The sequence below is a fragment of the Gillisella vitis genome (assembly GCF_001541345.2).
GTDB lineage: Bacteria > Pseudomonadota > Alphaproteobacteria > Rhizobiales > Rhizobiaceae > Allorhizobium > Allorhizobium vitis.
The window spans coordinates 195,949-217,096 of record NZ_LMVL02000002.1; the positions used below are offsets into that span (position 1 = coordinate 195,949).

Consider the following 21,148-nt stretch of genomic DNA (forward strand, 5'->3'; position numbering starts at 1 on the left):
TGTCTCGAAACTGTCGGGCTCATGGTCTATCGTCCCCGCTGATTTGAACAGTCCAGGACATGCCCATGACCGATCTAGCCCCCATTCTCGCCGAGGCCGACAAGGCGCTGCCGCAAAGCCTTGATCGGCTTTTCGACCTTGTTCGTATCCCCTCCATTTCCACCGACCCGGCCTATAAGGCCGATTGCCGTAAGGCAGCGGAATGGCTGGCGCAGGAGCTGACGGGTCTCGGTTTCAATGCCTCCGTGCGCGACACGCCCGGTCATCCGATGGTCGTTGGCCATCACGATGCTGACCGCCCGGATGCGCCACATGTGCTGTTTTACGGCCATTACGATGTGCAGCCGGTCGATCCGCTCAATCTTTGGGAAAATGATCCGTTCGAGCCTGCCATCAAGGAAATCGAGCCGGGCCGCAAGGTCATCACCGGCCGCGGCACCTCCGATGACAAGGGCCAATTGATGACCTTCGTCGAGGCCTGCCGAGCCTATAAGGCCGTGCATGGCGGCCTGCCCGTCAAGATCACTATTCTATTCGAGGGCGAAGAAGAATCCGGTTCGCCTTCACTGAAGCCATTTCTTGCGGCCAATGAAGACGAGCTGACATGCGATTTTGCCCTGGTCTGCGACACCGGCATGTGGGACCGCGAAACCCCGGCGATTGCGGCGGCCCTGCGCGGCCTGGTTGGCGAGGAAGTGACCGTGACGGCTGCGGACCGCGACCTGCATTCCGGCCTGTTCGGCGGAGCTGCGGCCAATCCGATTCATATTCTCGCCAAAGTGCTGGCCGACCTGCATGACGAGACCGGTCGGGTTACCATTGATAGTTTCTACGAGGGTGTCGAGGAGACCCCAGCCAACATCAAGGCCTCCTGGGAAAAGCTGGGCCGCACCGCCGATACGTTTCTCAATGATGTCGGCCTGTCGATCCCATCAGGCGAAAAGGGGCGTAGCGTCCTGGAATTGACCTGGGCGCGTCCGACCGCCGAAGTCAACGGCATTACCGGTGGCTATACCGGCGAAGGTTTCAAGACGGTGATCGCCTCAAAAGCCTCGGCGAAGGTTTCTTTCCGTCTGGTCGGTGAGCAGGACCCGGCGAAAATCCGCGAAAACTTCCGGGCTTTCGTCAAGGCACGCATTCCCGGCGACTGCTCGGTTGAATTTCACGAGCACGGGGCGTCGCCAGCTATTCAGCTTCCCTATGATTCGCCCTTCCTGACCAAGGCGAAATCCGCTCTGTCGGATGAATGGCCAAAGCCTGCTGAAGTGATCGGCATGGGCGGCTCTATCCCGATTGTCGGGGATTTTCAGACCATGCTGGGAATGGATTCGTTGCTGGTCGGCTTTGGCCTGGTGGATGACCGCATCCACTCGCCCAATGAAAAATACGAGCTGGAATCCTTCCACAAGGGTATCCGGTCCTGGATCCGCATTCTGGACGCGTTGGCGCATTGATACCAAACACGCAATTGCGACGACGCCCGGACGAATTCCGGGCGTTTTCATTTGGATCGCGTATCGCGGCGGGGAAATAATAAGGGGCCTAAAAAGCAAAAAGGCCGGGGAGTAAGCCCGACCTTTCCAAAACTCGCTCTTATCGTTGCCAGTACATCCGTGGTCAACGAAGCGCGAGGCTTCAACCTTAAGGAGGACCGGGTTCTCACCCTGTTTGCCGCCTTTGAATGAGTATCGCGCCAAATGCCTAAACTTGTATTAAGCATCGTCAGCGACCTCGGCAGCAATGCCCCGTCCTTCACGTCTTCATCATAAATGGCGTCTCATTGCGGTTTTTCAAGGGCTCTGCTGCATAATTTTTAAATCGGCATTGATTGAAGAATTATGGAGCAGTGGGCGCATAGCGCTGGAGGTGATTTTCTTGATCCTCCCGATCTGCGAGCCCTTGCAGCCCGACGGTCGTCCTTTTATGAAATAGAACATGAGCCTTACATCCGTCCGAGATTTCTTTTCGGCCCATGCGCCGGATATCACCGTCATTGAAACCGAGCAAAGCTCGGCCACCGTGCCTTTGGCTGCCCTGGCGCATGGCGTCGAGCCGGATCAGATCGCCAAGACCCTGTGTTTGCGGGTTGGGGATGTCACCATGCTGGTGGTTGCCGCAGGCGAGCGCAGGCTGGACAATAAGAAATTCAAGGAGCGGTTCGGGGGCAAGCCCCGTATGCTGGGCGCGGAAGAGGTCGTGGCGCTGACCGGCCATCCGGTGGGTGGCGTTTGTCCTTTCGGACTGGCGACGCCGCTTCCGGTGTTTTGCGATGTGTCGTTGCAGCGCTTTGACATTGTTGTCCCAGCCGCCGGTGCCACCAATTCTGCCGTGAAGATCGCGCCGCAACGCATCGTCGATCTGACGGGTGCGGAATGGGTCGATGTGTGCCAGTAAGATGAAGAATCACTGATAACAGTAATCGAATACAAAAAAGGCGGCGCAAGATGCGCCGCCTTTCCTCCTCGCCATAAAACGACGAATGCCTATCCCCCGAAACTGTGTTACAGTTTCGGACCCGTCCTTTAATACCAGCGACGGCGGGGTTCTGGCGTGGACTGGCTTGCCACCAGATAACCAATGAGCCCACCCACCAGTGCAATGCCGAGCAGAGCGGTCGATGTTGCCGTTGGATGCTCGCGCACGATGCCAGCAACCGATGTCGCCTCATCCTTGGCGTAGCGCGCCACGTCCTGCGCACTGCGGGCAGCACTGCTCAGCGCATGGGATGTGGTGCCTCGAACCTGATCGGCCACAGAATGACCCTGGTCAGCCAACTTGTCCTTCAATTGCGCGATCTGAGCCTGAAGCTCACGCATTTCAGCTTGCATACGCGTCGTATCAGCCATGGGTAACTCCCTGTTGTGTTTTCGGGAAAATAACGGTTCCATGCCGCTTTGGTTCCATTCGGTTCTCGAAAAGACCGCAATGGGATGGAATCAACGGATAGACATTGCCGATCCCATCCGTCTTCCATCCATGCCCAAGACATTATAAGCAGGGATTGAAGCAGCCCATAAATTACCCTTCCGGAGAACGGCCCGCGCGCCATGGCAGGCATGAAAAAGTCACGAAACCGCATTGAGCCCAGGCTTGGCGACGCTGAGAATGAGGATGGTGACGAGATCAGGCTCGACAGCAATGATCGCGTGCTCGGCGGACGCTCGGCTTCGGGTGGGAAAAAAATGCCGGCCACCAGTTCCAAACGGTCGAGAGAGGCTGCCGATCTGCGCCCGAAACGTGAGAAAATCCGGTCCGGCGGCTTCTTCGGTGGTATCCGCAGGTTGTTTTACTGGTGCGTGGTGCTGGGTATATGGGGAACGATCGGTGTTGTCGGTCTGGTGATCTATTTTGCCGCCCAGATGCCGAGTGCCAGTTCCTGGACCGTGCCGGCCCGCGCGCCGAATATCAAGATTGTCTCTGTCGATGGCGCATTGATCGCCAATCGCGGTGTCACCGGTGGCGAAGCCTTGTCCATCGATGAAATGTCGCCCTATCTGCCCGAAGCGATCGTGGCGATTGAGGATAAGCGGTTTTACCACCATTTCGGTGTTGACTTCATCGGGGTTGGCCGCGCCTTCGTCACCAATATTCTGCTGGGCCATAAGGCCCAGGGCGGATCGACCATCACGCAGCAATTGGCCCGAAACCTGTTTCTGTCGCCCAAGAAGACCTTTGAGCGCAAAGTGCAGGAAGTGCTGCTGTCGCTGTGGCTGGAGCAAAAATATACCAAGGATCAGATCCTGGCCATGTATCTGAACCGGGTCTATTTTGGCGACAATGCCTATGGTGTCGAAGCGGCATCGCGGCGCTATTTCAATACCTCCGCGCGTGACGTTAATCTGGGCGAAGCGGCGCTTTTGGCCGGGTTGGTTCAGGCGCCGTCGCGGCTATCGCCGGTCAATGATCCAAAGCCAGCCCAGGATCGGGCCAAGATCGTGCTGGGCGCCATGCGCGAACAGGGCTACATCACGGACAGCGACTTTGATCGCGCCATGAAACAATCCCCGGACCATGCCAAGCGGCAGGCCGATGGCGCGGGCCAATATGTGGCCGATATGGTGGCGGGCCAGTTGAAAGGGCTGATCGGCGAGGTCAAGCAGGACATTGTCGTCACCACGACCATCGATCCGACGCTGGAAGATGCGGCGCAGGCCGCAATTGCCGCCACGCTGGACAAGGACGGCAAGAAATCGAATGCCTCGCAAGCGGCTCTTGTCGCCATTGATGGCAATGGCGCGGTGCGCGCCTTGGTCGGCGGTCGGGATTATGCGACCAGCCAGTTCAACCGTGCCGTAACCGCCAAACGGCAGCCGGGTTCGGCTTTCAAGCCTTTCGTTTATGCCGCTGCCATGGAAATCGGCGATACGCCCAGCACTGTCCGCAATGACGGTCCGGTGAAGATTGGCAATTGGACCCCTGAAAACTACGAGCAGAAATACAATGGACCAGTGACGCTTTCCTACGCGCTCGCCCATTCGCTCAACACCATTGCCGCCCAGTTGGTCATGGAGGTTGGCCCCGATCAAGTGATCAAGCTTACGCACCGGCTCGGTGTCGAATCGGACCTGCAAAGCAATGCGTCGATTGCGCTCGGCACCTCGGAAGTGTCGCTGCTGGAGCTGACGGCAGCCTATGCGCCCTTCATGAACGGCGGTTATAAGGCAACCCCGCATGTGATCAGCCAGATTGCCGATGCCGATGGCAAGGTGCTTTATACGGCCGATTATGGCGAGCCGCCTCGGGTGCTCAATCAGCAGGTTGTCGGGCAGATGACCCGAATGATGGAATCAGTCATGACCGAGGGTACCGGCAAGGCGGCCAAGCTCAAGAACTGGCAGGCGGCTGGCAAGACCGGAACGACGCAGTCGTTCCGCGATGCGCTGTTTGTTGGGTTTACCAGCAATCTCACCACCGGCGTCTGGTTCGGCAATGACGACGGGGCGCCGATGAAGAAGGTGACCGGCGGCGGTCTTCCTGCTAAGACCTGGAGGGATTTCATGACGGTTGCCCATAAAGGTTTGACACCGGTGCCATTGTTTGGCGATCCTACGCCACAGACCGAGGAAAGCCCGTCGCTAACGACGATGATCCAGCAGGTCCTGTCCGGCACGCCGTCCACGCCTAACACTGCCGATCAGGAAAACAGCTATCCGCCAGCGCCACCAGCGCCTGCCAATACACCGGGTCCGCTGTCCGGCAATGCTTCCGGGACTCAGCCTGGCGATGCCAACCAGGCCTATCCACCTCAGGCGCGCCAGATACCAAACCAGAATACGGGACAAATCCCGGGCCAGGCCCCATTACAGCCGCGTCCGCCGGTCAATCCACGCGATGGTGCCGTTCTGGAAGGCCGGGTGCCGCCGGGGGCTTTGCGCCGCAACGATCCGATGCCTGAGGATGGCTATCCGGGTGAAGACCCGGACAGCAATCCTTATGGTGCCGATGGCGGCTATGCGCCTCCAGCCGATGTCGGTGAAGGACAACAGCCCCGCGCGCAAAGCCATGGCGATGGAAAGACCACATTGCTGGATGTAATTATGGGACGGTAACGGCTGGATTTTATATGTGCTATGACGCCTTGATCGTGCCGCAGGCTCCAGGCAAGCAATGCCTGCGACATCTGATGGGATTTGGTCCCGGTTGTATGGCTTGTTCACCTTGGTACCATCCGCAATACCTTGTTTTGCGGGAAATGCGTAAACTTGGTGGTCGGCGTGAATTTGGTGCCTTGCAGTCGTAAATTTCGGTTCTTATATAGCCCGCATAAGGCAGCGTCGCTGCGCAATCCCGTAGACCACAATCCACGTCGAGGGGCTGTCACTGGAATGCCTGTCGGGGTTCGGACAGCCTGCTTCAAGGAGAGAATAAAATGGCAAAAGTAATCGGTATCGACCTTGGAACGACCAATTCCTGCGTTTCTGTCATGGACGGCAAGGATGCGAAGGTCATTGAAAATTCAGAGGGCGCGCGTACCACGCCGTCCATGGTGGCTTTTTCTGACGATGGTGAGCGCCTTGTCGGCCAGCCGGCCAAGCGCCAGGCGGTGACAAACCCCACCAACACGCTCTTCGCTGTCAAGCGCCTGATTGGCCGCCGCTACGAAGATCCGACCGTTGAAAAGGACAAGGGCCTGGTGCCTTTCCCGATCATCAAGGGCGACAATGGTGATGCCTGGGTCGAAGCCCAGGGCAAGGGCTACTCGCCAGCCCAGATCTCTGCGATGATCTTGCAGAAGATGAAGGAAACGGCAGAAGCTTACCTCGGCGAAAAGGTCGAAAAGGCCGTTATCACCGTTCCCGCTTACTTCAATGACGCCCAGCGTCAGGCCACCAAGGATGCAGGCCGCATCGCGGGTCTCGAAGTTCTGCGCATCATCAACGAGCCAACCGCTGCTGCTTTGGCCTATGGCCTCGACAAGACCGAAGGCAAGACCATTGCCGTCTACGACTTGGGCGGTGGTACGTTCGATATTTCCGTTCTGGAAATCGGCGATGGCGTGTTCGAAGTGAAGTCCACCAACGGTGACACCTTCCTCGGTGGTGAAGACTTCGACATGCGTCTGGTCGAGTATTTGGCTGCCGAGTTCAAGAAGGAACAGGGCATTGAGCTGAAGAACGACAAGCTCGCTCTCCAGCGCCTGAAGGAAGCCGCTGAAAAGGCCAAGATCGAACTGTCCTCGTCGCAGCAGACTGAAATCAACCTGCCATTCATCACGGCTGACGCTTCTGGTCCGAAGCATTTGACCATGAAGCTGACCCGCGCCAAGTTTGAAAACCTGGTGGATGATCTGGTTCAGCGCACTGTTGCACCGTGCAAGGCAGCCCTCAAGGACGCTGGCGTCAGCGCCGCTGACATTGATGAAGTTGTTCTGGTGGGCGGCATGAGCCGCATGCCGAAGGTGCAGGAAGTTGTAAAGCAGCTGTTCGGCAAAGAACCACACAAGGGTGTGAACCCGGACGAAGTGGTTGCCATGGGTGCTGCCATTCAGGCTGGCGTTCTGCAGGGCGACGTCAAGGACGTTCTGCTGCTCGACGTCACCCCGCTGTCGCTCGGCATTGAAACCCTTGGCGGTGTCTTCACCCGTCTGATCGACCGTAACACGACGATCCCGACCAAGAAGAGCCAGGTGTTCTCGACCGCTGACGATAACCAGCAGGCTGTCACCATCCGCGTATCGCAGGGCGAGCGCGAAATGGCCCAGGACAACAAGCTGCTTGGCCAGTTCGACCTGGTTGGTCTGCCACCGGCACCGCGCGGCGTTCCGCAGATCGAAGTGACCTTCGATATCGACGCCAACGGTATTGTGCAGGTCTCGGCCAAGGACAAGGGCACCGGCAAGGAACAGCAGATCCGCATTCAGGCCTCTGGTGGTCTGTCGGATGCTGACATCGAAAAGATGGTCAAGGACGCTGAAGCCAACGCCGAAGCCGACAAGAACCGTCGCGCTGTGGTTGAAGCCAAGAACCAGGCTGAAAGCTTGATCCATTCCACCGAAAAGTCGGTGAAGGATTATGGTGACAAGGTTTCCGCTGACGACCGCAAGGCGATTGAAGATGCCATTGCGGCCCTGAAGTCTTCGGTTGAAACCTCGGAGCCGAACGCCGAGGACATCCAGGCCAAGACCCAGACCTTGATGGAAGTGTCCATGAAGCTTGGTCAGGCGATTTACGAGTCCCAGCAGGCCGAAGGCGGTGCTGAAGGTGGGCCAAGTGGTCACCATGATGACGGCATCGTCGATGCCGACTATGAAGAAGTGAAGGACGACAACACGAAGAAGTCTGCTTGATGCGGACTTCGCGGCGTCATACCTTTGTGAGATGGCTGGCCTTTGGGCCAGCCGCGTTTGCTTTGGCAGGGTGCCTCGCCGCGCATGCGGCAGCGGGTGCCGATGTTCACCAGAAAGTCAGTGCTGCCGAAGCGTCTATCCTCCAGGCGATTGCCAAGCGGGATACGGCGCTTTTGCGGCGAACCGTTGGTGGTCTCGGTCCGCTGATCGAGGATGCCTTGAAGCGCAAGAAGTCCGGTGGACAGGTGTCTTCCTGCGATCTGGCGGCTCATTCGTTGGGCTTTGCTGGCATGTCGCTGTCGGAGGCGGTCACGCAAAAGGGCGCTGCGCGAAAAATGCTGATGGATGATGCCCGCCAGGCGGCGGCAGATTTTAACAGGGACATGTCTGCCTGCGATGCGCAGGTGGGACAGAAGACAAGCAACCACGCGGGTGTGGAAAAAGCTTTGAGAGCTTTGTAGGACGATGGCAAAAGCAGATTTCTACGAGACCCTCGGTGTCTCCAAAACCGCAGATGAAAAAGAGCTGAAAAGCGCTTTCCGCAAGCTGGCGATGAAGTTTCACCCGGACAAAAATCCGGGCGATGCCGAATCCGAGCGGAAGTTCAAGGAAATCAATGAGGCCTATGAAACGCTTAAGGACCCGCAAAAACGGGCTGCCTATGACCGTTTCGGCCACGCTGCCTTTGAGCAGGGTGGCATGGGTAGCGCTGGCGGCGGTGGCGGTTTTGCCGGCGGCGGCTTCTCGGATATTTTCGAGGACATCTTTGGCGAGATGATGGGCGGCGGGCGTGGCGGCAATGCGCGTGGACGCTCCACCAGCGGGCGCGAACGTGGTGCCGACCTGCGCTACAATATGGAAATTTCGCTGGAGGAAGCCTTTACTGGCAAGACGGCGCAGATTCGGGTTCCGACCTCGATTACCTGCGAAGTCTGTTCCGGTTCGGGTGCCAAGCCCGGAACCAAGCCGACCACCTGCGCCACCTGCCAGGGGTCCGGCCGGGTGCGGGCTGCCCAGGGCTTCTTTTCTATCGAGCGGACCTGCCCGACCTGCCAGGGCCGGGGCCAGACGATCAGCGATCCCTGCGGCAAGTGCCATGGCCAGGGCCGTGTTACGGAAGAGCGTCAGCTATCGGTGTCCATTCCGTCCGGTATCGAAGATGGGACACGCATTCGTCTTCAAGGCGAGGGCGAAGCGGGCCTACGAGGCGGGCCGTCAGGCGATCTCTATATTTTCCTGTCGGTCAAGCCGCACCAGTTCTTCCAGCGCGAAGGTGCCGATCTTTACTGCTCAGTGCCGATCTCGATGACAACAGCGGCCCTCGGTGGCACCTTCGATGTGACCACGCTGGATGGAACCAAGTCTCGTGTCACCGTGCCGGAAGGTACGCAACCCGGCAAGCAGTTCCGTTTGAAGGGCAAGGGCATGCCGGTGCTGCGCTCGGCGCAGATGGGTGATCTCTATATCCAGATCCAGATCGAGACTCCGCAGAAGCTCACCAAGCGTCAACGCGAGCTGCTGCAGGAATTCGATCAGATCTCATCCAAGGAGAACAATCCGGAATCGACTGGATTCTTCGCCCGGATGAAAGAGTTCTTCGAGGGTTGATGAAAAAAGGCCGGTGCGCTTTGCATCGGCCTTTTCCAAGGTCAATAATGTGGAGGCTTGGTGATCGGCACGCTGTCCGCTGCCTGTTCTTCGAGACTGAGAAAGCGTTCCGTCAGTCGATCAAGCTTGGCGCGGGTCTGCTCCACCACCTTCCACTGCTCGGTCAACTGATCCGAAAGCTCTTCGATGGTCTTGGCCTGATAGGCAACCGTTTCTTCAAGCCGGATCAGGCGGTCTTCTGCGTCGGTGTCTTTCGCGCTAGCCATGCTGTACTCCTGCCATTGTCTTCGTCAGGACGAGCTACTGCATAATTGCCTGAAACGGAATTGCTTTGGGCTTGATGCAGAAAATAAAATGATACAGCTTCTTTCGTGTCTTACATATGACGCTACAGCTTTGTCCCGCGAGACGGTTTGATATGGGAATGCATGGCTGAAAAAACCTTCATCAACCGGCTGCAGCTGACAGATTTCCGCAATTACGGCGCTGCTTCTTTGCGGCTCGATGGTCGCCATGTGGTGCTGACCGGCAATAACGGTTCCGGCAAGACCAATTTGATGGAAGCGGTTTCCTTTCTGTCGCCGGGACGCGGATTGCGCCGGGCGGTGCTATCGGATGTGGCGCGGGCCGGTGCGGCAGGTGGATTTTCGATTTTTGCCGGCCTGGAGGGCATGGCTGGGGACGTTGAACTTGGCACCGGCTCGGAGGTTCAGGAGGAGACGGCGGTGCGGCGTCTGCGCATCAATGGGGCCTCGGTGCGCTCCGTCGACGACTTGACCGATCATCTGCGCGTCCTGTGGCTGACGCCAGCCATGGACGGTCTCTTTACCGGCTCCTCGTCCGAGCGGCGCCGGTTTCTGGATCGGCTGGTCCTGTCGATCGACCCACAACATGGCCGCCGCGCCAGCGATTTTGAGCGCGCCATGCGCAGCCGCAACAAGCTGCTCTCCGAAGGCCGTTTCGATGCCAGCTGGCTGGCGGGGATCGAGCAGCAGATGGCAGCACTTGGCATTGCCATGGCGCTCGCCCGTCAGGAAATGATGCGGTTGCTGGCCACCCTTATCGAGCAGCGACGCGAGCCTGAAACTTTTCCGGGAGCAGAACTGATGCTGTCGGGCTTCATGGATGACCATCAAGGCACGGCGGCTATCGATCTCGAAGACACCTATCGCGACAGTCTGGCGGGCTCCAGGGGCAGGGATGCAGCGGCAGGCCGCACGCTGGAGGGGCCGCATCGCAGCGATCTTCTTGTGCGGCACCGGGAAAAAGACATGGAAGCCGAGCGCTGTTCGACCGGCGAGCAGAAGGCTCTGCTGATCGGCCTGATCCTTGCCCATGCCGAACTGGTGGCGACCATGACCGGCTTTGCGCCGATTCTGCTTTTGGATGAAATTGCCGCCCATCTCGACGAGGGGCGCCGGGCTGCCCTGTTCGACCGGATCGACGTGCTCGGCGGCCAGGCCTTCATGACCGGCACCGATGCGCAGATGTTTGCAAGTCTGGGGGATCGGGCGCAATTCGTCACCGTGGATGATGGTCATCTGTCATTGTGACTATTCGGAAAGCCAAAGACATGCGACAACAGGCCATGGAGCCGCTTTCACCCGAAGAAATCCAGCGTTATCAACGCCACATCCTCCTGCCGGAAATCGGCGGGGCAGGCCAGCAGAAGCTGAAAGCCGCCCGCGTGCTGGTCATCGGCGCAGGCGGGCTTGGCGCGCCCGTGCTGCAATATCTGGCCGCAGCCGGTATCGGCACGCTGGGGATTGCCGATGACGACCACGTCTCGCTCTCCAATCTGCAACGGCAGGTGATTCATGACAGCGGCACGCTGAACGATCTGAAGACGGAAAGCGCGGCAAAGGCCATTGCCAGGCTCAACCCGCATGTGCGCGTGACCCGGTTTGAGCAGCGTTTCGATGCGGATTTTGCCGCAACCCATCTGCCTGGTTTCGATCTGTTGATCGACGGTTCGGATAATTTCGACAGCCGCTATGCCGCTGCCGATGCCGGACAACGGCATTGCCGCCCATTGGTGACGGGTGCTGTGGGGCGTTTTGAAGGCTCGCTGACAGTGTTGAAACCCTATGAGGCCGGGCCGGATGGAATGCTCTATCCTGGTTACCGCGATCTTTTTCCGGAAAAGCCGCCTGCCGGTCTCATTCCCACCTGCGCCGAGACCGGCATTATCGGTGCGCTGACCGGGGTGATCGGCACTTTGATGGCGATGGAAGCGATCAAACTTATTACCGGCATTGGCGAACCGTTAGTAGGGCGTCTGCTAATGTATGATGCCCTGTCCGCCCGGTTCGATACGGTGCGCTACCGGCGTCGTGACAGGAACAGGAAAGGCTGACCATGGTCGAGATCATTCAGATCGACGAGCATTTTGAAAATTGGGATGATCTTCTGGCCCTGGTGCTGGAAGCCTTCGACTATATGCATCCGCTGATCGATCCGCCGTCTTCGGCGTTGAAGCTGACGCCCGAAGCCCTGAAAGCCAAGGCGCATGAGGAAATCGGTTATGCCGCCCTGATCGATGGCAAGCTGGTCGGCTGTCTGTTTTGCCGCCAGAGTGAGGCGGATCGGCTCTATGTCGGCAAGGTCGCCGTTCTTCCTGGCCTTCAGGGGCAAGGGATTGGCCGCGCCATGCTGAAAGCGGCAGAAGGTGTGGCTCATGCCTGTGGTGTCAGGCATCTGCAATTGGAAACCCGTATCGAGCTTGATAACAATCACAAGCGCTTCGAAAAATGGGGTTTCCATGTTGTCGGGGAAAAAAGCCATCCCGGTTATGACCGGGCAACGTTCGTGCTGATGGAAAAGCCACTCGCCTGATTGATGCGAAAAGCCATGGAAAATGGCTGTTCGTATTTCGGTTTCGACTATCTCAAGCCTTTTATGAAAGCACCTGTGATCAGTCGCGCCCCGGCAAAACCCGGTTCGGTGGCCTGTGGCCATCGAAATAGGTGCGGATATTGATGATTACCTTGTCCCCCATATCGATCCGGCCTTCGATGGTTGCTGATCCCATATGCGGCAGCAACACGACCTTGCCGTCCTCCGCCAGCTTCAACAGTTTCGGGTTGACGGCCGGTTCATTCTCGAACACATCAAGGCCTGCGCCCGCGATCTTGCCGTCACGGATGCATTGAATGAGGGCGCTTTCATCGATAATGCCGCCCCGGGCGGTATTGACGATATAGCTGGTCGGCTGCATCAGCGCCAAGCGCCGTGCCGACAGCAGATGATAGGTGGCCGGTGTGGATGGACAATTGACCGAGACGATATCGACCCGCGCCAGCATCTGGTCGAGACTGTCCCAATAGGTTGCCTCCAGCTCATCTTCTGTCTGCGGGCTGACCCGTTTGCGGTTGTGATAGTGGATGGCGAGGCCGAAAGCCTTGGCGCGCCGGGCGACTGCGGTGCCGATCCGACCCATGCCGACAATGCCGATTCGCTTGCCCCAGATCCGCCGTCCCAGCATCCAGGTCGGCGACCATCCAGCCCATTCGCCGGGCTGGTCAGTCAAGATACGCGAGCCTTCCGCCAGGCGGCGTGGGCCGGCGAGAATCAGCGCCATGGTCATGTCGGCGGTATCTTCGCTCAACACATTTGGCGTATTGGTCACGGTAATGCCCTTGCGGGCAGCAGCATCGACATCGATATGGTCGGTGCCGTTGGAAAAGCTGGCAATCAGTTTCAGTTGCGGGCCAGCCGCCTCAATCAATCCGGCATCGATTCGGTCGGTCACGGTCGGCACCAGGACATCACAGGTTTTTACCGCATCCATCAGGGCGTCCCGGCTGCGCGGCGTGTCGTCAATGTTCAACTCTGCCTCGAACAATTCCCGCATGCGGGTTTCCACTGCGTCCGGCAGTTTGCGCGTGATGTAAACCTTGGTCTTTTTCCGCTGGGTCATGAAGACTTTCGATGCTTTGTAAACAGGTCCTTAACCAACACAGGCGATGATTCCGGCCAGTCGTCGCGCGTCGCTGGCGCGGGACGGATGTTTCAAGAGGTTTCGCCAGCTCCGCACTATTATTTTCGAGCCATATGGTCGAAAGAAATATTGCGCAGTCCGGTTCATTTCTATCAAACCTATTCGGGAAGACAATTACATCTTCGCCGTCAAGGATCACATACAGGCGACGGAACCGCTGGCGGGGGCTTCGGGTTTCGTTTTATCGATCGATCAACGGAAATGCCATGCCCAACGGGTTCAAACGCTCCTGTCTCATTCCTTTCATCGCCGCTCTCTGTCTCATATGGGCAGGCGCCGCCGTCGCGCAAGGTCCAGCCAAGGGCATGAGCGGCCTGCCTCTGCCGCGTTTCGTGACGTTGAAATCGGCGCGGGTCAATCTGCGTATCGGTCCTAGCACGGATTATGCGACGTCCTGGATGTATACGCGTGCAGGTTTGCCGGTTGAAATTATTCAGGAATATGACAATTGGCGGCGCATTCGCGACGCTGATGGCACTGAGGGCTGGGTGAACCAGACATTGCTGTCCGGTGAACGCAGCGCGCTTGCGGCACCGTGGATGAAGGGCAAGGGCGACGATATCTATGTTAATATGCGCCGCGATGGGCAGGCCGGTGCGGGCGTGGTCGCCAAGCTTCAACCCGGCGTGCTAATGAAGCTGTTGGAATGTAACGGCAATTGGTGCCGCGCCGAGGTGGACGGCACCAAGGGCTGGGTCGCTCAGGGGGAAGTCTGGGGCGCCTATCCCGGAGAGGCCTTCAAGTAAGACAAGCCTTCAAATAAGGGAAGCCTCCAGATAACGGAAGGCTTCCCATAATCGGGCCTTTTAAATAAGCGCTGCTTCGGCGGCTGCCTCTTGCAGCGAGGCCAGCGGTCTCGGTCCCATCTGCTGGATGACCAGACCGGCTGCCAGGCAACCGAGCTTGCCACACTCTTCCAGAGACCGCCCTTGCGTATAGCCGTAAAGAAAACCGGAAGCGAACAGATCGCCAGCACCGGTCGTGTCGACCAGTTCGGCGATGGTAGTGGCAGGCACATGAATGCGCTCGCTGCCGCGGATGATCATCGCTCCGTCTTCGCTCATGGTCACGGCAGCCAGTTTGCAATCCTTGGCGATCTGGTCCAGCGCTGCGTCGAAATCCTCTGTTTCATAGAGGGCGAGTGCTTCCTGCCGATTGGCAAACACGATGTCGACGGTGCCTGAGCGCATCAGGTCGAGGAATTCGGCGCGGTAGCGATGCACACAGAAGCTGTCGGACAGGGTCATCGACATTTCCCGTCCATGCTCATGGGCAATTCGGGCGCAATCGACGATCGCCTGCTTGGCGCGTGGCGGGTCCCAGAGATAGCCTTCGAAATAGGTGACCTTGGCCTGTTTCACCACCTCCGGCTCGACATCTTCAGGACCGAACTCCACGCAGGCGCCGAGATAGGTGTTCATCGATCGCTCGCCGTCCTCGGTTACGAAAATCATGCAGCGAGCGGTTGGCGGATGCTGGCCCTTGGCCGTGGTCTGGTAATGAACGCCCTGGGCGCGAATGTCATGGGCGAAAATCGTCCCGAGCTGGTCTTCGGCGACCTTGCCGAAATAAGCAGCCTTGCCGCCGAAATTGGCAATACCTGCCGCCGTATTGCCCGCACTGCCGCCGGAGGCTTCGATGGCTGGTCCCATCAGGCTGTAAAGCCGTGTGGCGCGTTCCGCATCAATCAGGTTCATGGCGCCTTTGACGATGCCGTTTTCTTCCAGGAATTGATCCTCACAGCGGGAGATGATGTCAACGATAGCGTTACCGATGGTGAGCACGTCAAATTGCGTCATGGGAGGCTGAATCCGTCCATTGATATTACGATAAGCTCTTAGCGAATTTTGACGTCCAGGAAAGACAAAATTGCCGCCCTCAACGGATCCGTCAGCTATCGGGCTTGGTTTCTATCGCGCTACTCTTGCTGCATCTGGCTTTATTGAGGCATCCTTTGTCGTTAGCGATAGGGCTTGTTCTGCCGGTAACGCCTTGCTGAACAAGAAGCCCTGACCGAAATCGCAGCCGATGCTTTTTAGGAAGGCCAGCTGATTTTCGTCCTCGATGCCCTCGGCAGTGGTGGCAATGCCAAGGCCCTGACCAAGACCCAGAATGGCGCGCATGATGTCTTCCTGCTTCTTGTCGACGTCATAGCTCATGACGAAACTCCGGTCGATCTTGATCTTGTCGAAGGTGAATTTCGACAATTGCGACAGGCTGGAATAGCCGGTGCCAAAATCGTCCAAGGCAATGCGGATGCCGCTCTGCCTGAGGTCGGCTAGAATCTGGGTTGCCAGTTCTATGTCATGCACCAGAGCCGTCTCGGTGATCTCGATCTCCAGCCTGCTGGGCGGAAATCCCGTTTCCATCAGGATCGACATGATCCGCAGGCTCAACTGGCGGTCAATGAATTGCGTCGGCGAGATGTTGAAGGCCAGCCGCACCGTGTCGGGCCATTGCAGCGCGTCAACACAAGCCTGGCGAAACAGGCTATCCGACAGCTCGACGATCAGCCCGGCGGTTTCCGCCAATTCGATGAAATCACTGGGGGGAACATAATGGTTAGGGCCGGTCTTCCATCGTGCCAAAGCCTCGAATCCACGCAATTCACCGGACTTGAGGTCGATCAATGGCTGGTAATAGGGAACGATCAGATTGTCGCGGATCGCACGCTTCAGCGCCATTTCGGTTTCAGCCCGCCGCATGACCCGGTCTTCCATGATCCGCTCGAAGCCATAGACGCTGTTCTGCCCGGCTTTCTTGGCGACATACATCGCCACATCGGCGCAGTGCGTGGCATCCTTGAAGTCGTCGCTGTCTTCCGGAAACAGCGCAAAACCGACACTGGCGCCGATTTCGCTGGTCATGCCGCCCACATCGTAAGGGGTGCACAGAAGCCTGACGATATGCTGGCCGGCATGGCGATAATCCATATTCGCCGATCGAGGGCTGACCAGCAGGAATTCATCGCCGCCCATCCGGTAGACATCGGCATTCGGCAAGGCATGCGTTAAGCGCTGTGCCACTTCCCGCAAAAGCAGGTCGCCGCCCTGATGGCCCACAAGGTCGTTGACCTTCTTGAACCCGTCGAGATCTATGGAATAGATCACCCAGTGGCGTCCATCCTGTAAGGCTTCCATCTCCGCCTGCCGGTCGGACAAGGCCCGACGATTGGGCAGCCCGGTCAGGGGGTCATGATGGGCCAGCCAGTCCATATTGTCTTCGGCGGTGTTTCTCAAGCGGATCTCGGCCTTCAGCTCGCCGATGCGCCTGGCCGCGAAGATCAGACTAAGCAGACCGGTAATGCTGATAACATTGAAAAGCTCGTCGAGCTGCCAGGCTTCGTTGCGATGCAGGAAGGCGTCGAGATGTTCATGGAAGTTGAAACGAATGGCAATCGCCCATATCATAGCCCCGACACTCAGCAATACAGCAGCGTCTTTTATAGGCTTGTTTCGAAATATGGATGCCATCTTCACGCTGTCGATCTCCCCGGCCGCGGGTCAACACGGTTTGCCAGTCCTGACGAAAGCACATTCACTGTGAAATAGGCGTTAAAAATATTCCTTAAATATGAAATACGCGGATGTGATGGGCATAGTTATGATGCCAGATTGGGATCATCACCGATGGCATGCCCACCCCAGAACGCGCTCATTGAATTCCTGTTTTAGCCGCCAGCCTCGATTAAACGGCAACCTTGAACTTTGGCCTCTGTTCGACTTCCTCTGTGTCATCCATCTGCACCCATTGCAGATCGCCATCGTATCGCCATGCCATGCGGCCTTCTTCATTGATGGTAAAGAGATGCAGCCAGCCATTGTCGAACAGGGCGCGCACCCCCTCATGGCGGCCCAGCACCTCGGTGATTGCCTCGACGGGCGCCTCAAGGCAGACCGACAAGCGCAGCGGTTCATGTACATAATCCTGTCCGTCATGGACCGATTGCCAGGGAAGACCGGCCCGCAAAAGCCCGCCATTGCCTTCCACCACGCCGATACCGCCGGTGACATTGTGCAGGAGCTTGTTGCCACCGCCGAAAGCCTCGGGTGCCACGGTCGAGCCGTAATATTGCAGGCTGATCCAGCTCGCAACGATGACCGGCGCGGTCAGGATCAGCTCCAGCGTGCCAAAGCTTTTGTCCTGTTTCCAGTCATAATCATGCAGGAAGGCTCGTCCTTCTAGGTTTTTAGTGGCGGTGCGTGATCTGGGAGCGGCGATAAACGCCTTGCAGCCAGCCAGTGCCCATTCGGGCCGGGTCTCGGCCCAGTCTCTGCTGCGTTTGGAGATGGATGCCTCATCTGTGGCGCGCGGCAGGCGAAGGGCGCGTTCGCCCCTTGCAAGCCTGCCTGCATCGGCCAGCCAGGTTCTGGCCTGTGCGATATCGGCCTCATGGGTTTGGCAGGGGTTGTCATCGGCATAGAGCGTCACCCGGTCGGTGGTCGTGTCATGCAGGGCCGCCAGGAACAGTGTATCCTGCGGGATCTCGATGCCGATCTCGGTTAGTCCGGCCCGGACCTCAGGGTCATTCAGCAAAGCCGCCAGCAGGCGGGCATTGACCTCGCCGGAATAGCCACCGCAGGCACCGCAATGCAGGCCGCTGGCATGGGGATTGTTGACGGTATTGGCGCCGTGTCCTGCCAGAAGCACCAGCCGTGCAAAGCCCGTGGTCAGCGACATGGCGCGCAGCACCGCACCGGCTGCCTTGATCCGGGTCGCTACATCAAGCGCTGGGTCGAGTTGCGGGGCAGGATCATTTGGAACTGGAGCGTGGGGGAGGCCGAGTGCATCACTCAGCAGCTTGCCGACATAGATCGGCCCTGTCGCCTCGACGAACGCGAAGGAGGAGACGGCGGCCAGCTTGAACCGGCCCCAGGCCCGCTTTGCCCGCGCCTTGACCCGTTGTGGCTCGACCCGCTGCGGCTCGGCATCCTCGGCCCTGTAGGGTCCGCCAGAGCGGGAGTTGAGTGCAGGATTGAGCAGGACTGGAAGCCGCAATTCCTCGACATCGGAGGCAAGCCGGCGATGCGCCGTGCCCAGGCCGAAAAAGCCTGCAAAGCCAAGCGTCTGGATCTGTGGATCGAGGCTCTCAAGCGCGCGGCGAAACACTTCGGAGCGCACATCGATACAGAAGACGGCCTGAACCAGAGGCCGGGTTTCGGGTTTCTGCGGGGCGGTTTTTGCCAAAGTCCGAGCCAGTTTCCGCTGTGCCGCGCGGTCGGCGGCATCCTGAAGGATGGCGTCGATCACCAGATCGGGCGTCGCCACGACCGGTGCCGCATGGGCAGCCCGCGCATGCGCCCAGGCTTCGCCGATTTGGTCGCCATAGCGCAAAAACAGCGCCTCTTCCCAGATCAGCCGGATTGCCAGAAGGTCTGCTATCGTTTGATCGGAGCCACCGGCCAGTTCCGCTTGCCAGAGCTGGTAGCGTGCATATTGCCCCCAGCCGCCCAGTGACATCAGCATCTGATGAAAATAGGTCTCCAGCGCCTCGACAGGCAGGCCGAGACGCATGCAGACACGGGCGATAACCGCCATCGCCGTTTCCGGTGCCTCCGACACATGCCGCGCAAAACCGTGCAGACCGGCGATTTCCGGTGTCAGGTCATGGGTTGCCACGGCCCGCCAGGCACCATAGGCGCTCTTGCCACGCGGCGCGGCCCACAGCGCCTGTCCCGCATCGAAATAGCCCGCCATCCAGGCACCGAGCCGCTCGGTTATCAGACCCGGCCAATCCACCCCGGAGGCCTGCGCCGCCAGCTCCGCCACCGAGGCCAGTGCCTGTGGCCTTGGTGGGTTGAGAGTGGCGGCGGCCTTTAGGGCGGCAAGATCGGTTGGCCGCAGATCGGCAGGCGCGCAGGCCCAGGCGGCCAGTAGGTCCGCATCGGAAATCTCACCCGTGGCGATCTTCTGCTGGTACCAGTGGCGCGGCATGGTGATGGCGACGCCTGCCACGCGCGCCAGCCGGGCGCCCGCCTTCGCAAGGGGTTCACCAGCCTGCCCCAGAAAAGGATTGACGGCGACGCTCGACATCAATGGCCAGACGGGAGGAATGGCCCGCGCGGCACGGTCCGCCGCCGCCTCGAAGATCACCGGATCGGCTTTGGTCAGAATAGGGCTATGCAACATGGTCAAAACTCCGATTTCATCAAGACAGGCTGCGGATCGACCAACCACCGACCAGGCGGTCGAAGATGGCATTGACGTAGAAGCCGTTGGAAAGATGGACGCGCAGGCCTGCCGCTGCCGGATGATAGGCCCAGAGCGGGAACATGGCCTGCACGACGGCCACCAGGCCGAAGCTGACGACGGCCAGCACGATCAGCGCCCATTCCAGCGGTTCCGGTGCAGGCGTGGCGGGCAGGACCCCTGATGTCATCAGGGTGGCAGCCATTTGCAGTGCGAAATAGCCGACCGAGGTCGCTATGGCATAGACCGCCGTGCGTTGGGTCAATGCCTTGGGGGCTGCATCGGCAAAGCCTTGTGCGAGCATATAGGCGACACCGAAGATCAGAATGGCGCCGAGCGCAATGGCCTGTGGTGATTTATGTGTCAGCCCGAAACACAAGCCCACAACGCAGTAGATGGCAAGGGCAGACAGAAAGGCTCGCCCGACCGCGCCCGCATCGGGTACGGCCACCGGGCCGGGCCGGGGCAGTGCGGCGACCCGCTCCACCGCGCCACCGGAGGAGAGAAAGGAGTGCGCCTTGTAGAGCGAATGGGCCACGATATGCAGCAGGGCCAGCGCAAACAGCCCCAGGCCGCATTCGAAGATCATGAAGCCCATTTGCGCCACGGTGGACCAGGCCAGCGAGGTTTTGACCGCAGGTTGGGTCAGCATCACCAGGCTGCCGAACAGGGCCGTGAAACCGCCCAGTATGACCAGCGCTGCCAGCACGCCGGGGGCAAGCAGCATGACATCTGCAAAGCGGATCAGCAGAAAGCCACCGGCGTTGATCACCCCCGCATGCAAAAGCGCTGAGACGGGGGTTGGTGTTTCCATCACCTCGGTCAGCCAGCCATGGGTGGGAAACTGCGCGGATTTAAGCGCCGCTGCCAGCGCCAGCAGGCTTGCTGCGGCAACAATGAGGCCTCCGCCTTGTCCTGCCTCATGCCCGGTGCGGGCCGCATTGAGAATTTCACCGATATCGGCGGTTCCATAGCCGATTGCCAGCAAAGCGGCCGCAGCGGCCAGCGCTGCATCGCCGAGGCGGGCGGTGATGAATTTCTTGCGTGCGGCGCGCTGGGCCGCCACCCGGCCCGGATAAAACAGCAGCAATTTGTGGAGAAACAGGCTGGTGGCGATCCAGGCGAGCACCAGTTGCAGCAGATTGCCCGCCGTGACCAGCAATAGCACCGAGGCGAGGGTCAGGCACAGCCAACCGGTAAACGGCCCCTGCCGGTCCTCGCCGTCCAGATAGGTGGCGGCATAGCGTGTGACCACCCAGCCGATAAATGTCACCAGAACCAGCATGGTGGCGCTGACGGCATCCAGCCGAACCGATAGACCCGCGGTGGCAAAACCGATCAACGGACTGCTGCCGGGGCCAAGCATGATCAGCGCGATGACGCAGGCAAGTGCGATTGCAAGTGCCAGCAGCGCGGCTGCTTGCGCAAGCCGAGGGCTATGTCTGGGCCTTTGCTGTTTTTGGGTAAAGCTGATGGCGGCGCTTGCAAGCAGGGCAAGGGGCGCCAGCAAGGGCAGGAAATGAATGGACACGGGTGGTATTCCCTTCAGGCAGGATCGCTTCGGG

17 protein-coding genes are annotated in these 21,148 nt (G+C 59.0%); 10 read left to right on the forward strand and 7 right to left on the reverse strand.

The window, feature by feature from the left end; genetic code table 11:
- Positions 1–65 precede the first annotated feature (65 nt).
- Both ASB66_RS05770 and ASB66_RS05775 read left to right on the forward strand, forming a co-directional pair.
- Positions 66–1,454 (forward strand): dipeptidase, encoded by a 1,389-nt coding sequence (locus ASB66_RS05770; RefSeq protein ID WP_060719471.1) that lies wholly within the window; start codon positions 66–68, stop codon positions 1,452–1,454.
- A 481-nt stretch (positions 1,455–1,935) separates the two neighbouring features.
- Positions 1,936–2,394 (forward strand): YbaK/EbsC family protein, encoded by a 459-nt coding sequence (locus tag ASB66_RS05775; protein WP_060719313.1) that lies wholly within the window; start codon positions 1,936–1,938, stop codon positions 2,392–2,394.
- Positions 2,395–2,522: 128 nt separating this feature from the next.
- Here the strand turns inward: ASB66_RS05775 and ASB66_RS05780 are convergent, their stop codons facing one another.
- Positions 2,523–2,846: a hypothetical protein gene (locus ASB66_RS05780; protein WP_060719312.1), complete on the reverse strand. Its 324-nt coding sequence runs from the start codon at positions 2,844–2,846 to the stop codon at positions 2,523–2,525.
- Positions 2,847–3,047: 201 nt separating this feature from the next.
- Between ASB66_RS05780 and ASB66_RS05785 the strand changes: the two genes are divergently transcribed.
- The 4 genes from ASB66_RS05785 to dnaJ all read left to right on the forward strand — a co-directional run bounded on the left by ASB66_RS05785 (position 3,048) and on the right by dnaJ (position 9,394).
- Positions 3,048–5,549, forward strand: a complete 2,502-nt coding sequence (locus ASB66_RS05785; RefSeq protein WP_060719311.1) for a transglycosylase domain-containing protein — start codon at positions 3,048–3,050, stop codon at positions 5,547–5,549.
- 320 nt (positions 5,550–5,869) lie between these two features.
- Positions 5,870–7,786: a molecular chaperone DnaK gene (gene dnaK / locus ASB66_RS05790; RefSeq protein WP_060719310.1), complete on the forward strand. Its 1,917-nt coding sequence runs from the start codon at positions 5,870–5,872 to the stop codon at positions 7,784–7,786.
- Positions 7,786–8,247 carry a hypothetical protein gene (locus tag ASB66_RS05795; RefSeq protein ID WP_060719309.1) on the forward strand — a complete coding sequence of 154 codons (462 nt, stop codon included), beginning with the start codon at positions 7,786–7,788 and terminating at the stop codon, positions 8,245–8,247. The genes dnaK and ASB66_RS05795 overlap by 1 nt, the downstream gene beginning before the upstream one ends.
- Before the next feature lie 4 nt (positions 8,248–8,251).
- On the forward strand, positions 8,252–9,394 hold the full coding sequence (gene dnaJ / locus ASB66_RS05800; protein WP_060719308.1) for a molecular chaperone DnaJ: 1,143 nt from the start codon (positions 8,252–8,254) through the stop codon (positions 9,392–9,394).
- A 41-nt stretch (positions 9,395–9,435) separates the two neighbouring features.
- Here the strand turns inward: dnaJ and ASB66_RS05805 are convergent, their stop codons facing one another.
- Positions 9,436–9,660, reverse strand: a complete 225-nt coding sequence (locus ASB66_RS05805) for a SlyX family protein (RefSeq protein ID WP_060719307.1) — start codon at positions 9,658–9,660, stop codon at positions 9,436–9,438.
- Between the two features lie 162 nt (positions 9,661–9,822).
- On the opposite strand from ASB66_RS05805, the gene recF reads away from it, so the two are divergent.
- From recF to ASB66_RS05820, 3 genes are read left to right on the forward strand one after another with little or no spacing between them, the layout of a single operon-like run.
- Complete coding sequence (recF, locus tag ASB66_RS05810) at positions 9,823–10,947, forward strand: DNA replication/repair protein RecF (RefSeq protein WP_060719306.1); 1,125 nt, start codon at positions 9,823–9,825, stop codon at positions 10,945–10,947.
- 35 nt (positions 10,948–10,982) lie between these two features.
- Positions 10,983–11,750 carry a molybdopterin-synthase adenylyltransferase MoeB gene (locus ASB66_RS05815; RefSeq protein ID WP_171431065.1) on the forward strand — a complete coding sequence of 256 codons (768 nt, stop codon included), beginning with the start codon at positions 10,983–10,985 and terminating at the stop codon, positions 11,748–11,750.
- A gap of 2 nt (positions 11,751–11,752) precedes the next feature.
- Entirely contained in the window at positions 11,753–12,229 is a 477-nt protein-coding gene (locus ASB66_RS05820; RefSeq protein WP_081089135.1) for a GNAT family N-acetyltransferase, read from the forward strand.
- 79 nt (positions 12,230–12,308) lie between these two features.
- On the opposite strand, the gene ASB66_RS05825 is transcribed toward ASB66_RS05820, so the two are convergent.
- Positions 12,309–13,313: a 2-hydroxyacid dehydrogenase gene (locus ASB66_RS05825; RefSeq protein WP_012654736.1), complete on the reverse strand. Its 1,005-nt coding sequence runs from the start codon at positions 13,311–13,313 to the stop codon at positions 12,309–12,311.
- Positions 13,314–13,600: 287 nt separating this feature from the next.
- Between ASB66_RS05825 and ASB66_RS05830 the strand changes: the two genes are divergently transcribed.
- Positions 13,601–14,140: an SH3 domain-containing protein gene (locus ASB66_RS05830; protein ID WP_114386307.1), complete on the forward strand. Its 540-nt coding sequence runs from the start codon at positions 13,601–13,603 to the stop codon at positions 14,138–14,140.
- Positions 14,141–14,200: 60 nt separating this feature from the next.
- Here the strand turns inward: ASB66_RS05830 and ASB66_RS05835 are convergent, their stop codons facing one another.
- The 4 genes from ASB66_RS05835 to ASB66_RS05850 all read right to left on the reverse strand — a co-directional run bounded on the left by ASB66_RS05835 (position 14,201) and on the right by ASB66_RS05850 (position 21,114).
- Complete coding sequence (locus ASB66_RS05835; protein WP_060719303.1) at positions 14,201–15,193, reverse strand: adenosine kinase; 993 nt, start codon at positions 15,191–15,193, stop codon at positions 14,201–14,203.
- 111 nt (positions 15,194–15,304) lie between these two features.
- Positions 15,305–16,867 carry a putative bifunctional diguanylate cyclase/phosphodiesterase gene (locus tag ASB66_RS05840; RefSeq protein WP_234613394.1) on the reverse strand — a complete coding sequence of 521 codons (1,563 nt, stop codon included), beginning with the start codon at positions 16,865–16,867 and terminating at the stop codon, positions 15,305–15,307.
- 214 nt (positions 16,868–17,081) lie between these two features.
- Positions 17,082–19,523, reverse strand: coding sequence for a YbcC family protein (locus ASB66_RS05845; protein WP_060719302.1), 2,442 nt, complete (start codon positions 19,521–19,523; stop codon positions 17,082–17,084).
- Positions 19,524–19,542: 19 nt separating this feature from the next.
- Entirely contained in the window at positions 19,543–21,114 is a 1,572-nt protein-coding gene (locus ASB66_RS05850; protein WP_060719301.1) for an NADH-quinone oxidoreductase subunit L, read from the reverse strand.
- Positions 21,115–21,148 lie beyond the last annotated feature (34 nt).

Coding starts and splice junctions, on each gene's coding strand:
- ASB66_RS05770 (WP_060719471.1), top strand. CDS start 66: ATGACCGATCTAGCCCCCATTCTCGCCGAGGCCGACAAGGCGCTGCCG.
- ASB66_RS05775 (WP_060719313.1), top strand. CDS start 1,936: ATGAGCCTTACATCCGTCCGAGATTTCTTTTCGGCCCATGCGCCGGAT.
- ASB66_RS05780 (WP_060719312.1), bottom strand. CDS start 2,846: ATGGCTGATACGACGCGTATGCAAGCTGAAATGCGTGAGCTTCAGGCT.
- ASB66_RS05785 (WP_060719311.1), top strand. CDS start 3,048: ATGGCAGGCATGAAAAAGTCACGAAACCGCATTGAGCCCAGGCTTGGC.
- dnaK (WP_060719310.1), top strand. CDS start 5,870: ATGGCAAAAGTAATCGGTATCGACCTTGGAACGACCAATTCCTGCGTT.
- ASB66_RS05795 (WP_060719309.1), top strand. CDS start 7,786: ATGCGGACTTCGCGGCGTCATACCTTTGTGAGATGGCTGGCCTTTGGG.
- dnaJ (WP_060719308.1), top strand. CDS start 8,252: ATGGCAAAAGCAGATTTCTACGAGACCCTCGGTGTCTCCAAAACCGCA.
- ASB66_RS05805 (WP_060719307.1), bottom strand. CDS start 9,660: ATGGCTAGCGCGAAAGACACCGACGCAGAAGACCGCCTGATCCGGCTT.
- recF (WP_060719306.1), top strand. CDS start 9,823: ATGGCTGAAAAAACCTTCATCAACCGGCTGCAGCTGACAGATTTCCGC.
- ASB66_RS05815 (WP_171431065.1), top strand. CDS start 10,983: ATGGAGCCGCTTTCACCCGAAGAAATCCAGCGTTATCAACGCCACATC.
- ASB66_RS05820 (WP_081089135.1), top strand. CDS start 11,753: ATGGTCGAGATCATTCAGATCGACGAGCATTTTGAAAATTGGGATGAT.
- ASB66_RS05825 (WP_012654736.1), bottom strand. CDS start 13,313: ATGACCCAGCGGAAAAAGACCAAGGTTTACATCACGCGCAAACTGCCG.
- ASB66_RS05830 (WP_114386307.1), top strand. CDS start 13,601: ATGCCCAACGGGTTCAAACGCTCCTGTCTCATTCCTTTCATCGCCGCT.
- ASB66_RS05835 (WP_060719303.1), bottom strand. CDS start 15,193: ATGACGCAATTTGACGTGCTCACCATCGGTAACGCTATCGTTGACATC.
- ASB66_RS05840 (WP_234613394.1), bottom strand. CDS start 16,867: ATGGCATCCATATTTCGAAACAAGCCTATAAAAGACGCTGCTGTATTG.
- ASB66_RS05845 (WP_060719302.1), bottom strand. CDS start 19,523: ATGTTGCATAGCCCTATTCTGACCAAAGCCGATCCGGTGATCTTCGAG.